Source organism: Micromonospora sp. NPDC005299, assembly GCF_042872345.1.
GTDB lineage: Bacteria > Actinomycetota > Actinomycetes > Mycobacteriales > Micromonosporaceae > Micromonospora.
In genome coordinates, this window is sequence record NZ_JBIAKG010000005.1 from 346,538 (window position 1) to 358,963 (window position 12,426).

Sequence of the window (12,426 nt, forward strand, 5' to 3'; positions counted from 1 at the left end):
GCGGCAGGAGTGAACCGCACGGCGGGGCCCCGCGCGCCTGCGGGGCCCCGCGCGGCCTCAGCGGCCCTGGAGAGCCTTGACGTTGTCGCCGAAGGTCCAGCCCTTCGAGCCGTCCCAGTTGACCGACCAGGTCATCAGCCCCTTGAGGCCGCCCCGGTAGGTGTTCCACGCCTGCGCCACCAGCGCCGGGCTCAGGTATCCGCCGCCGGCGCCGGTCTGCGCGGGCAGCCCGGGGACCTGCTTGTCGTACGGGACGCGGATGGTGGTGCCCTGCACGACCAGGCCGGTGTTGAGGCAGTCGGTCTGGACCACGAAGCCCTGCACGGTGCCGGCCGGGTACGAGTCGCCGGCGCAGCCGTACATCGAGCCGTTGTAGTACTGCATGTTCAGCCACCAGAGCCGGCCGTTGTCCGCGTACCGCTTGACGATCGGCAGGTACGCGCCCCAGATCGAGCCGTAGGTGACGCTGCCGCCGGTGACGTACGCGGTCTCCGGTGCCATGGTGAGGCCGAAGCCGGCGGGCATCTGGGCCAGCACCCCGTCGATGATGCGCACGAGGTTGGCCTGCGAGGTGGAGAGCTGGTTGATGTTCCCGCTGCCGGTGAGCCCGGTCTCGATGTCGATGTCGATGCCGTCGAAGTTGTAGCGCTTGAGGATCGGCACGACGGTGGCGACGAACCGGTCGGCGACCGCGCTGGAGCCGAGGTCGATGCCGGCGGTGGCGCCGCCGATCGACAGCAGCACGGTCAGTCCGGCAGCCTTGGCCTGGCACACCTCGGCGGGGGTGGGCACCTTCACGCCGGCGTCCATGCCGTTCTCCCAGAGCACGGTGCCGTCGGAGCGGATCACCGGGAACGCGGCGGTGACCACGTTGTAGCCGTGGGCGGTGATCCGGGAGTCGGTGACCGGGATCCAGCCCATGCCGGGGTGCACGCCGTTGGCCGCGCCGTCCCAGTTCTCCCAGTAGCCCTGGAGCACCTTGCCGGCCGGGCGCGACCGCAGCGCGCAGGTGGTCCCGCCGGGCGGCGGCGTGGTCGGGGTCGGGGTGGGCGTCGCCGTGGGGGAGGGGGTGGGCGTGGGAGTGGGCGAGGGCGGCTTGGTGGTGGGGGTGGGTGACGGGGTGCCGCCGCCGCAGGCGCCGAGGTCGGTCCAGAGCGCCGGCGTGGCCGCCGGCGTCCAGCCCGCGCCCGCCGGCGGGGTGTGGGTGACCAGCGCCTGGTAGAGCCGGTTGGCGTAGGTGGCCCGGCTACCCGCGGTCCAGGTCACCCCCTCGGCCCAGGCCGGTACGCCCGCGCAGGAGACCAGCGCGGTCTCCGCGGCGGAGGCGGCCAGCCCGGTGGCGGCCGGCAGGGCGGTGGGTACGGCGAGCAGCAGGGCGCCGCCGAGCACGGCGGTCAGCCGACGTCGAAGTCGCATGACATACCTCCTCATCGATGCGCCGGAGGCTAGCAGTTAACTTTGTTAAATGTAAATGCGCAGTAGTCTGTCAGCACTTGGTTCACGGCGTGAAGCAGGCCGCCGGCGGCGGCCGGGAGAGGACGGCGGCGGACGTGGACGCCAGACGCACCACCGTGCGCGACATGCGTCGTGCCAACCGGTCGGTCCTGCTCACCCGGATCTGGCTGGACGGCCCGCTGAGCCGGCACGAGCTGGGGCAGTCCACCGCGCTCAGCCTGGCCAGCGTGAGCAACCTGGTCGGCGAGATGATCGCCGAGGGCCTGGTCGAGGAGGCCGGCTCGGTCGAGTCCGACGGCGGCCGCCCCCGGGTGCTGCTCCGCGTCGCCCCCGCCTACGGCTACCTGGTCGGCGCCGACGTCGGCGAGACCCGCGTGCAGGTCGAACTCTTCGACCTGGCGATGACCGCGCTCGCCAAGGCGGAGTACCCGATCGCCGCCGCCGAGCCCGACCCCCGGCAGGTCACCGACCACCTGCTGCACGGTCTCGCCGCGGTGATCGCGCAGGCCGGCGTCGACCCGACGGCGGTGCTCGGCTTCGGCGTCGCCGTTTCCGGCACCGTCGAGCGCGCCGCCGACGCCGTGGTGCACGCGCAGACCCTCGGCTGGGACGGCGTGCCGCTCGGCGCCATGCTGCGCGCCGGCACCGACATCCCGGTGCACATCGACAACGGGGCGAAGACCCTCGGCCAGGCCGAGATGTGGTTCGGCGCCGGCCGCGGCGTCCGGCACGCGGTGGTCGCCCTGGTCGGCTCCGGCGTCGGGGCCTGTGTGGTGGCCGACGGCGTGGGCTACCGCGGCGCGCACAGCAGCGCCGGCGAGTGGGGGCACACCACCATCGTGTACGGGGGCCGCCGCTGCCGCTGCGGCAACCTCGGCTGCCTGGAGGCGTACGTCGGGGCCGAAGGGGTGCTTGACCGGTTCCGGCAGGCCAACCGGGGCCGCCCGGCGGCCGGCAGCGACGAGGAGAGCGCCTTCGGCGAGCTGCTGCGCGCCAGCAGCCGCACCGCCGCGAAGGTGCTCGACGAGACGGTCGGCTACCTCGGCGCCGGGGTGGCGAACCTGGTGAACCTGTTCAACCCCGAGCGGGTGGTGCTGGGCGGCTGGGCCGGCCTGGCCCTGGGCGAGCGCTACCTGCCGCAGATCCGCGAGGTCACCGCGCGGCACGCGCTGCGCCAGCCGTACGCCCAGACCTCGATCGAGCTGTGCCGGCTCGGACCGGACGCGGTCGCGATGGGCGCCGCCACCCTGCCCATGGCCCGGCTGCTGCGCGACGGCGGCGTGCCGCGCGAACCGGTCGCCCGGATGGTGCCGGCGCCGGCGCGGCCGGCGCGGCGGCCGCGCTCGCGGACCCGCTGAGCCACCGGGCCGGCGGCGGGAGCGCCGCCGGCCCGGCCCCGGCTCAGGACGGGAGCGTCCACTTCTGGTTGGCGCCGCCTGTGCAGCTCCAGATTTGCGTCTTCGTGCCGTCGGCGGACGTGTTGCCGGTGACGTCCAGGCACTTGTTCGCCTGCGGGTTCACCAGGTCCCGTACGGCCGTCCACACCCACTGCTGTGCGCCGGTGCCGTTGCACGTCCACAGCTGCACCCTCGTGCCGTTGGCGGTCCCGCCGCCGGAGACGTCGAGGCACTTGCCCAGCGACCGGAGTGTCCCGTCGGTTGCCCGGGTCCATTGCTGGTTCGAGCCGCCGTGGCAGGTCCAGATCTGGATCGGCGTGCCGTCGGAGGTGGCGCTGTTCGTGACGTCGAGGCACTTGCCGCCGATGCCGGTGATCCACCCGCTCGGCGCGCCGCCACCGGACTGGGAGCCGGACCAGGTGAAGGTCGCGGTCGTTCGGGCCGGCAGGGTGTAGGTGAACGACTGCCCGCCCCACACCACCTTCACCGACCGCGACGACGTGCCGCCGTTGTGCGCGATGAGCGCCTTCGAGCCGTCCGGGTTGCGGTACGCGACGTTCGGCACGGTGCTGTTGGCGGTGGAGTCGATCCGGAACGCACCGGGCTGGACGAACTTCGTCAGGTGTCCGGTGGTGTAGTACTCGATGGTGTAGTCGACCTGCCCGGTCCGCGAGTCTCCCTCATGGACGGTGATGAGCCCGGTGCAGGTGCCGCAGCCGCCGTTGTGCGGGCCGTGGTTCTGGTTGAGCGCGAGGCTCCACTTGACCAGGCTCCGGCTCCAGTTGCGGGCGTAGTTCACTATGTCGGCCATGTCCTCGTTGTGCTGGTTGGTGATCCAGGTGCCGCCAGAGTGCTCGGTGCTGAACTGCGGCACGGTCGGGTACTCGTTGTGGACCTGGGTGCCCACGGTGGGGCTGCCGAAGTAGCCGTGCCAGGCGATGCCGCCGAAGAGCGGGTCGGTGCGGACGCCGCTGTCGGCGAGCAGCACGGCGCCGAAGTTGCCGTAGTCGCCGTAGTTGAAGTCGTGCACCATCACCTTGCTTGGGATGCCGGCGGTGCGGAACGCCGGGTAGACGAAGTTCTTGGTCAGGTTCACCAGGTTGGCGGAGGTCCAGGCCATGCCCGGGTAGTTCATCGCGGTGGGGTTGCTCGCCTGGCAGCAGTTCGGTTCGTTCTGCACCGAGACGTAGTCGACCGGCACGCCGCGGGCCGCGTACGCCTGAATGGTCTTGACGAGGTACTGGGCGTAGGTGGCGTAGTACTGCGACCTGAGCGAGCCCATCTGGTCCATCCGGCCGTTGGTCTTCATCCAGCCGGGCGCGCTCCACGGCACCACCTTCACTCGCAGCGCCGGGTTGAGCTGCTTGGCCTGCGCAGTGAGCAGCTCCACGTCGGTGTTGTAGCCGTTGATGCCGAAGTCGCTCAGATCGCAGCAGGTGTCGTCGAGGGAGATCATGCCGGGGCGGGACAGGTCGGAGGCGCCGACCGGGTTGCGCACGAACGACAGGCCGATGCCGTCGGTGGGGCTGAACAGCTTGCGCATCACGTCGTCCCGGGTGGCGGCGGTGACCGGCCCGCCGCGCAGCAGGTACGCGGTGGTGTCGGTGATCGACGCGCCGCCACCCTCGAATGGCTGGTAGCTGGTGTTCTCGTTGACGGTGATGGTGTACGTGGCGGCGGGGCTGCTGGCGGCGAAGCTGAGCGGGTTCTGCGGTTGCAGGCCGCGGGTGACCGTCCGCCCGCCGCTGTCGGAGGTGGTGGTGAGCCAGACGTTGACGGTCTCGCCGGCGGCATGCGCGGCCGACGGTGGGGACAGGGCGAGGGCGCCGGCCGACAGGCAGAGCGCCAGCGCGGCGCGGCTGGCGCGGCTGGCGGTGGTGGGGGATCGGGTGGAGGACATGGATGCCTCCCTTCGGAGCTTTCTCGACATCCGCGAAGGAGAGAACGCCTCACACCCCCTTTCGTCAAGGCATAGAGGCACGCTTGTGTCAAGTGGCGAAAAACCCTCGCCACCTGCGTATATGGACAGGTCGGGGCAACCGCCAGGAAGGTTCCGGCGCGGTTGCCCCGAGCGGCCCGGTCAGCGCTCCCCGCGCACCCGCCGGATCGTGTCGCGGTACCACTGCGCGCTGCGCTTCGGCGTACGCCGCTGGGTGTCGTAGTCCACCCGCACGATGCCGAACCGCTTGTCGTAGCCGTACGCCCACTCGAAGTTGTCCAGCAGCGACCAGGCGAAGTAGCCGCGCACATCCGCGCCGGCCTGCCGGGCCCGGGCCACCGCCCGCAGGTGCTCGGTCAGGTACGCCACCCGGTCGTCGTCGGCCACGAACCCGTCGGCGTCCGGCTCGTCGTCGAAGGCCGCGCCGTTCTCGGTGATCACCATGGGCACGCCCGGGTAGTCCCGGTGCAGCCGGACCAGCAGCTCGGTGAAGGAGTCCGGCACGATCTCCCAGTCCATCGCGGTGCGCGGCAGGTCCCGGCGAATCACCCGGCGCACCGGCCGGCCGTCGTCGTCCCGCTCGCGGCCCTGCTCGTCCACCCCGGAGTGCAGCTGCCCGAAGTAGAAGTTCACCCCGAGCACGTCGATCGGCGACGAGATGACCTCCAGGTCGCCGTCCTCGACCGGGATGCGCACCCCCTCGGCGGCCAGGTCGGCCACCACGTCCTCCGGGTACCGGCCGCGGAAGAGCGGGTCCAGGTAGATCCGGTTGCCCAGGCCGTCCGCCGCCCGGGCGGCGTCCCGGTCGGCGGGGCTGTCGGTGGCGGGGTCGGCGGTGGCCATGTTGAGGGTGATGCCCAGCTCGATCGGGCTGCCCGCCGCGGCGCGCAGCCGCTGCGTCGCCAGCCCATGCCCGAGCATCAGGTGGTGCGCGGCGGCGATCCCGGCGCCCAGGTCCCGCCGGCCCGGCGCGTGCAGGCCGTAGGCGTACCCGAGCATCGCCGAGCACCACGGCTCGTTCAGCGTGGTCCAGGTCTTCACCCGGTCGCCGAGGGCGCCGAAGACCAGCTCGGCGTAGTCGGCGAAGCGGTGGGCGGTGTCGCGGTTCGGCCAGCCGCCCGCGTCCTCCAGCTCCTGCGGCAGGTCCCAGTGGTAGAGGGTCACCCACGGGTCGACCCCGCGGCCCAGCAGCTCGTCCACGAGCCGGTCGTAAAAGGCCAGCCCGGCCGGGTTCGCCGGCCCGCGCCCGCCCGGCTGCACCCGCGGCCACGCCACCGAGAACCGGTAGGTGTCCAGGCCCAGGTCGGCGATGAGCGCGACGTCCTGCGGCATCCGGTGGTAGTGGTCGCAGGCCACGTCGCCGTGGTCGCCGTTGGCCACCGCGCCCGGCACCCGGCAGAAGGTGTCCCAGATCGACGGCGTCCGGCCGTCCTCGGCCACCGCGCCCTCGATCTGGTACGACGAGGTCGCCACCCCCCACCGGAAGGTCGGCGGGAGGGTGTCGATCGGGTCGGCCTGCCCGGTGGCGACGGGGCGGGTGAGGTCGGTGTCCATGGTTCTCCTCGCGGTAGCGGGTCGTTCGGTCGGACGGAGAGCGGGGTCAGTGGGGGACCGGGGCGGCGACCGGGTGCAGCCAGCAGGCGACGTCCCGGTCCGGTTCGGCGGCGCCCAGTGCCGGCACCTCCTTGTCGCACGGGTCGAACGCCTTCGGACAGCGCGGGTGGAACGCGCAGCCCTTCGGCATGGCCCGCAGGTCCGGCGGTGAGCCGGGGATGCCGGTCAGCTCCCGGCGCGGTCCGCGCAGCGCCGGGAAGGAGTGCAGCAACCCCTCGGTGTACGGGTGCAGCGCCCGCCGGTACAGCTGGGCGGCGGGCGCCTCCTCGACGATCCGGCCGCCGTACATGATGGCGATCCGGTCGGAGAACTCGACCAGCAGCGACAGGTCGTGGGTGATGAACAGCACCGCGAAGCCGAGGCGCTCCCGCAGCTCGGCGAGCTGCCCGAGGATCTGCCGCTGCATCACCACGTCCAGCGCGGTGGTCGGCTCGTCCATGATGACCACCTGGGGCTCCAGCGCCAGCGCCATGGCGATCATCACGCGCTGCCGCATGCCACCGCTGAGCTGGTGCGGGTAGCTGTCCAGCCGGTCCCCGGCGATGCCGACCAGGCGGAGCAGGTCCCGGGCCCGGGCCAGCCGGCCCGCCGGCGTGCTCGTCGGCTCGTGCGCCTTGATCACGTCGAGCAGCTGGGTGGAGACCTTGTGCACCGGGTTCAGCGAGTTCATGGCGCCCTGGAAGACGATCGAGGTCTCCGCCCAGCGGAACTGCCGCAGCTGCGCCGGGCTGAGGGCCAGCACGTCGACCGGCGGGCCGTCGGTCGGGTGGTAGATCACCTGGCCGCCGCTGACCACGCCGGGCGGCGGCAGCAGCCGGGTCAGCCCGTACGCCAGGGTGGACTTGCCGCTGCCGCTCTCGCCAGCCAGCCCCAGCACCTCGCCGCGGTGCAGAGTCAGGTCCACGTCCCGGACGGCGTGCACCGCCGCGTCACCGAGCCCGTAGTCGACCCGCAGCCCACGGATCTCCAGCACCGGATCAGTCATGGTGCGACCTCCTCTCGGGGGGCCGGCACCGGGCGGGAGGCCGGGGCCAGCACGGGGGTGAAGCCGACTCGCATCCGGACGGTGCGGCCGTCGGCGGTGCGGATCCGGGTCTTGCCGGCGCTGCGCAGCCGCGGGCTGACGAACTCGTCGATGCCGAAGTTGATGAGGGCGAGGGCGGTGCCGAGCACCGCGATGGCCAGCCCCGCCGGCACGAACCACCACCAGGCGCCCTGCGCGAGGGCCTGCTGGCCCTGCGCCCAGAACAGGATGGTGCCCCAGTTCCACGACGAGATCGACGAGATGCCGATGAACGCCAGGGTGATCTCCGACATGACCGCGAAGATGACCGTGCCGACGAAGCCGGAGGCGATGATCGCGGTGAGGTTGGGCAGGATCTCGAACAGGATGATGCGCCAGGTCCGCTCGCCGGTGGCCCGGGCCGCCTCGACGTAGTCGCGGCGGCGCAACGACAGCGTCTGGGCGCGCAGCACGCGGGCGCCCCACGCCCACGAGGTGAAGCCGATGATGAGCGCGACCAGCGTGTCGCTGGCCTGCTCGACGATCGACGTCACGATGATGATCAGCGGCAGGGCGGGGATGACGAGGAACACGTTGGACAGCGCCGACAGGCCCTCGTCGGCCGCCCCGCCGATGTAGCCGGCGGTCACGCCGATGAGGATGGACAGGATCGTGGCCAGCACGCCGGCGAGCAGGCCCACCAGCATGACGCTGCGCGCGCCGACCAGGATCTGGCTGAAGATGTCCTGACCGAGGTGGGTGGTGCCGAACCAGTGCCGCGCCGACGGCGCCTGGAGCACGTCGGCGCTGCGCGCGTCCGGGTCGTACGGCGCCACCCAGGGCCCGATCACCGCGAAGAGGCAGTAGATGCCCAGGATGACCAGGCCGGTGGCGGCCTTGGCGTTGGCGACGAACCGGAACCGGCGCCGCTTCGCCCGGCCCGGCGCGGCCGATGGCTGGGCCATCGCTCCCTGACCGGGGATGACCTGCTCGATGCTCGACGGTGAGATGGTCATCGCTCAGCTCTTTCGGGTCCGCGGGTCGAGAAGGAGGTACGCGACGTCGGCGAGCAGGTTCGCCACCAGCACGGAGATCGTGATGATCAGGAAGATCCCCTGCATCAGCGGATAGTCCTTGTAGCCGACCGCCTGGAAGAGCTGGTAACCGAGGCCCGGGTAGGAGAACACGATCTCCACGAGCAACGTGCCGCCGACGATGAACCCGAGCGACAGCGCGAAGCCCGAGACGTTCGGCAGCAGCGCGTTGCGGGCGGCGTAGCTCAGGGCGACCCGGCGCTCCGACAGGCCCTTCGCGTGGGCGACGGTGATGTAGTCCTCCGACGAGACGGTGACCATCATGTTGCGCATGCTGAGGATCCAGCCGCTCATCGAGGAGACCAGGATGGTGGCGGCGGGCAGGACGCTGTGCTTGATCGCGCTCGGGATGAAGTACCCGTCGAACGCCGGCACGAGGCCCGCCTCGTAGCCGCCGGAGGAGGGGAAGAAGCTCCCCGGCCCGGTGAACACGGCGATGGCGACGAGGCCCAGCCAGAAGTACGGGATCGAGGACAGGAACGTCGTGGCCGGCAGCAGCCCGTCGACCCAGGAGCCGCGCCGCCAGCCGGCGCCGACGCCGAGCGCGGTGCCGAGGAGGAAGCTGATGATCGTGGTGATGCCGACCAGGCCGACCGTCCACGGCAGGCTGTCGCCGATCACCGTCGACACCGGCGTGGGGAAGAAGGTGAACGACAGGCCCAGGTCGCCGTGGAGCAGTTGCCGCCAGTAGTCGAGGTACTGCTGCCAGATGTTCTCGTGCGCGTCCAGCCCGAACAGCACGCGCAGTGACTGGATGGCGTCGGCGCTGATCCGGCCCTGGTTGCGCGAGATGAGGGACTGCACCGGGTCGCCCGGCACCAGCCGCGGAATGAAGAAGTTGAGCGTGATGGCCGCCCACGCCGTGAACAGGTAGAAGGCCGTGCGCTGCAGGAGGAACCTCATCGTGCCTCCCCGGAGGTCGCGGTGCCGGCCCGGTCGACCGCCGCCGGTGGCGGTGGCACGGCCGGGTCGGCGTCGGGCGCGGCCGAGCCGGGGGCGTCGGCCGCGACGGTGTCCGGGTCGTAGAGCCAGCACGCCGCCCAGTGGTCGGGCCGGTCGCCGATGTCCAGCCGCGGCGGCAGGTCCACGGTGCAGCGCCGCATGGCGTGCGGGCAGCGGGGGTGGAACCGGCAGCCGGCGGGCGGGGCGATCAGGCTCGGCGGCTCGCCCCGGCCGCGGTCCGCACCGGCGGCCGTGTCGGCGGCGTCGCCGGTGATCCGCTCGGGATCCGGCGCCGAATCGGTCAGCAACCGGGTGTAGGGGTGGGCCGGGTTCTGGGTGACGGTCTCGCTGTCGCCACCCTCGACCATCCGCCCGGCGTACATCACGATCGTCTCGTCGGCGAAGTAGCGGGCCGAGGCGATGTCGTGGGTGATGTAGAGGATCGCGATGTTGAGCCGCTGCTTGAGGTCCTGCAGCAGGTTCAGCACGCCGAGGCGGATCGAGACGTCGAGCATGGAGACCGGCTCGTCGGCGAGGAGCACCTCCGGGTCCGCGCCGAGCGCCCGGGCGATGGCGACGCGCTGCCGCTGGCCGCCGGAGAGCTCGTGCGGGAAGGCGTCCAGGTAGCGCTCGGGCGGGGTGAGGCTGACCCGGGTGAGCAGCTTACCGAGGGCCGCCTCCAGGTCCTCGGCGCCGCGCCCGGCGTTGCCGTGGATCCGCAGCGACCGGGTGAGGTGGTAGCGCACGGTGTGCACCGGGTTCAACGAGGCGAACGGGTCCTGCAGGATCAGTTGGACCCGCCGCACGTAGGACCGGAACGGCCGGCCGCCGCGCACCCTGGTCGAGGTGCCGTGCAGGCGGACGTCGCCGGCGGTGCGGGGATAGATCTGGGCCAGCAGCCGGGCCACCGTGGACTTGCCGGAGCCGGATTCCCCGACCAGCGCGGTCACCCGGCCGCGACGCAGCGCGAACGATACGTCGTCGACGGCGTGCACGACGGCCGGCGTCCGGGAGAAGAGGTCACGCAGCCGCCTGCGGACGGAGAAGTGCTTGGTCAGGCCGACGGCCTCCAGCACCACCTCGTCGGCCGGCGCCGCCGCGCTCTCGCTCAACGTCATGCCGAGTTCCTGTCTGAGCGTGGGGGTGCGCCTCCCCGGCCGGAAAGCCGGCCGGGGAGGCGGTCGAGAGGTCAGCCGTTGGCGGGCTTGAGGTGCAGGACCACGTCCAGCGCGTTGGGCTGGGTGGGCTGCATGGCGCCGTACGGGTTCGAGTCGTCCGGCCAGCCGGTCCAGTTCTTCGTGCTGTACGCGCCGCCGATGTTGTCCGCGCCGACCGGGATCATCGGCATCTGCTCGACGAAGATCTTCTGCAGCGCGTTCATGGCGGTGGTGCGCGCGGCCTCGTCGGTCGCGTTCGCGTAGGCGACCAGAGCGTCGGTCGCCTCCTTGTTGTTGAAGCGGCCGAAGTTACCGGCGGGGGAGGCGGTGCCGATCGGCTTGAGCTGCCGGCCGTCCATGATGGTCCGGTAGATGTCGTACGGCGTGGCGCCGCCCTCGGTCCACCGGAAGGTCGCCTCGAAGTTGCCCTGCTCGACGTTGCGGAACCAGGCGTCCTGGTTGGCCTTGTCGACCGTGGCCGCGATGCCGATCTTCGACAGGTTGTCCTTCACGATCTCCAGGCTGGTCTGGTAGTCGGACCAGCCCGCCGGGTCGGTCAGCTTGATGGTGACGGCCTTGCCGGTCTTGTCCTTGAGGGTGTTGCCCTCCAGCTTGTAGCCGGCGCCGGTCAGCAGCGCCTTGGCGCCGTCGATGTCGACCTTGTGCTCCTGGCCCTTGAAGTCGGGCGCGACGAACGAGTCACCGGCCGGGCTGGGCAGGCCGGTCACGCTCTTCACCTGCGGGTGGAAGTAGCCGGCCTCGGCCGTGGTGAAGATGTCGGCACGGTCGATGACCATGTTCATGGCGCGGCGCAGCGCCGGGTCGTCGAACGGCTTCTTCGTGGTGTTGAGGTAGAGGCCGTGGATGCCGAGGATCGCCGGCGCCCACACCTTGTGGTGCTCCTGGTCCTTGGCCACGAAGACGGCCTGGTAGTTGGGGATGAAGACGAAGCTCCACTCCGACTCGCCGTTGGCCAGGGCGGTGGTCTGCGCGCTGTTGTCCGTGTAGGAGGTGTAGCGCAGTTCCTTGACCTTCGGCAGGTCCTGCCAGTAGCCCTTGTCGCGCACCGACAGGGTCATGCTGGCCGGGGTGAACGACTTCAGGGTGTACGGGCCGCTGCCGACCGGCTGCTTGACGGTGTCGGTCGTCGGGTCGCTGATCTTCTCCCAGATGTGCTTGGGCACGATCGGCACCCGCCACAGCACCTTCTGCTGGTTGACGAACTGCGGGCTCTCCATCTTGATGGTGACGTCGTTGCCGCTGGCGGTCGCGTCCGTGTAGGGCACGCCCTGGTCGTTGAGCGCCGGGTACTTCTTCACCAGGTTGTAGGTGAAGGCGACGTCCTCGGCGGTGACCTTCTGCCCGTCCGACCAGGTGGCGTTGTCGCGGATGGTGACCTTCACCGAGGTGTAGTCCGCCGACCACTCGGCCTTGGTCGCCAGCCACGGCTTGAACGGGTCGGCCGGCTTCACCGGGTTCCACATCATCAGCGGCTCGTAGATCTGCCAGCGGTAGCCCAGCGAGGCCGCGGCGGACGTGGTGAGGAACGGGTTGTTGTTCTCGGCCTGCGGGCCGTTCGGCATGCCGACGTTCAGCACCGTGGCCGCCTGGCCGTTCTTCTTGTTGGCGTTCGGGCTGTCGCCGCAGGCTGCGACGCCCGTGGCCATCGCGCCGGCCAGCGCGACGGCGAGGAGTTGCCTTCTTCTCATGGAGGTCTCCCTCGGTGCTCCCGCAATCCTCGAGCGGGATGTGGTGGATAAGGGTGTGCGGTGTTACCACCGGCGGGCGGGGCGCCCGCCGGTGCGGGTGGAGATTCAGCGGTGGC

9 protein-coding genes are annotated in these 12,426 nt (G+C 71.4%); 1 reads left to right on the forward strand and 8 read right to left on the reverse strand.

Annotated features, from left to right (window positions below):
• Positions 1–57: 57 nt before the first annotated feature.
• Complete coding sequence (locus ACFYPD_RS17440; protein WP_387113999.1) at positions 58–1,416, reverse strand: glycosyl hydrolase family 18 protein; 1,359 nt, start codon at positions 1,414–1,416, stop codon at positions 58–60.
• Positions 1,417–1,505: 89 nt separating this feature from the next.
• On the opposite strand from ACFYPD_RS17440, the gene ACFYPD_RS17445 reads away from it, so the two are divergent.
• A complete protein-coding gene (locus ACFYPD_RS17445; protein WP_387114001.1) occupies positions 1,506–2,813 on the forward strand; it encodes an ROK family protein in 1,308 nt (435 codons plus the stop codon).
• 43 nt (positions 2,814–2,856) lie between these two features.
• On the opposite strand, the gene ACFYPD_RS17450 is transcribed toward ACFYPD_RS17445, so the two are convergent.
• From ACFYPD_RS17450 to ACFYPD_RS17480, 7 genes are all read right to left on the reverse strand, one after another.
• On the reverse strand, positions 2,857–4,752 hold the full coding sequence (locus ACFYPD_RS17450) for a ricin-type beta-trefoil lectin domain protein (protein WP_387114003.1): 1,896 nt from the start codon (positions 4,750–4,752) through the stop codon (positions 2,857–2,859).
• A 180-nt stretch (positions 4,753–4,932) separates the two neighbouring features.
• Entirely contained in the window at positions 4,933–6,345 is a 1,413-nt protein-coding gene (locus ACFYPD_RS17455) for a GH1 family beta-glucosidase (RefSeq protein WP_387114005.1), read from the reverse strand.
• 46 nt (positions 6,346–6,391) lie between these two features.
• Entirely contained in the window at positions 6,392–7,390 is a 999-nt protein-coding gene (locus tag ACFYPD_RS17460; RefSeq protein ID WP_387114007.1) for an ABC transporter ATP-binding protein, read from the reverse strand.
• Entirely contained in the window at positions 7,387–8,424 is a 1,038-nt protein-coding gene (locus ACFYPD_RS17465) for an ABC transporter permease (protein WP_387114009.1), read from the reverse strand. Before ACFYPD_RS17465 ends, ACFYPD_RS17460 begins: the two co-directional genes overlap by 4 nt.
• Positions 8,425–8,427: 3 nt before the next feature.
• The gene (locus tag ACFYPD_RS17470) at positions 8,428–9,405 is read right to left on the reverse strand and encodes an ABC transporter permease (RefSeq protein ID WP_387114011.1); all 978 of its coding nucleotides are present in this window, start codon (positions 9,403–9,405) and stop codon (positions 8,428–8,430) included.
• A complete protein-coding gene (locus ACFYPD_RS17475; protein WP_387114013.1) occupies positions 9,402–10,562 on the reverse strand; it encodes an ABC transporter ATP-binding protein in 1,161 nt (386 codons plus the stop codon). Before ACFYPD_RS17475 ends, ACFYPD_RS17470 begins: the two co-directional genes overlap by 4 nt.
• Positions 10,563–10,633: 71 nt before the next feature.
• Entirely contained in the window at positions 10,634–12,310 is a 1,677-nt protein-coding gene (locus tag ACFYPD_RS17480; RefSeq protein WP_387114015.1) for an ABC transporter substrate-binding protein, read from the reverse strand.
• Positions 12,311–12,426: the final 116 nt, after the last annotated feature.

Coding starts and splice junctions, on each gene's coding strand:
- ACFYPD_RS17440 (WP_387113999.1), bottom strand. CDS start 1,416: ATGCGACTTCGACGTCGGCTGACCGCCGTGCTCGGCGGCGCCCTGCTG.
- ACFYPD_RS17450 (WP_387114003.1), bottom strand. CDS start 4,752: ATGTCCTCCACCCGATCCCCCACCACCGCCAGCCGCGCCAGCCGCGCC.
- ACFYPD_RS17455 (WP_387114005.1), bottom strand. CDS start 6,345: ATGGACACCGACCTCACCCGCCCCGTCGCCACCGGGCAGGCCGACCCG.
- ACFYPD_RS17460 (WP_387114007.1), bottom strand. CDS start 7,390: ATGACTGATCCGGTGCTGGAGATCCGTGGGCTGCGGGTCGACTACGGG.
- ACFYPD_RS17465 (WP_387114009.1), bottom strand. CDS start 8,424: ATGACCATCTCACCGTCGAGCATCGAGCAGGTCATCCCCGGTCAGGGA.
- ACFYPD_RS17470 (WP_387114011.1), bottom strand. CDS start 9,405: ATGAGGTTCCTCCTGCAGCGCACGGCCTTCTACCTGTTCACGGCGTGG.
- ACFYPD_RS17475 (WP_387114013.1), bottom strand. CDS start 10,562: ATGACGTTGAGCGAGAGCGCGGCGGCGCCGGCCGACGAGGTGGTGCTG.
- ACFYPD_RS17480 (WP_387114015.1), bottom strand. CDS start 12,310: ATGAGAAGAAGGCAACTCCTCGCCGTCGCGCTGGCCGGCGCGATGGCC.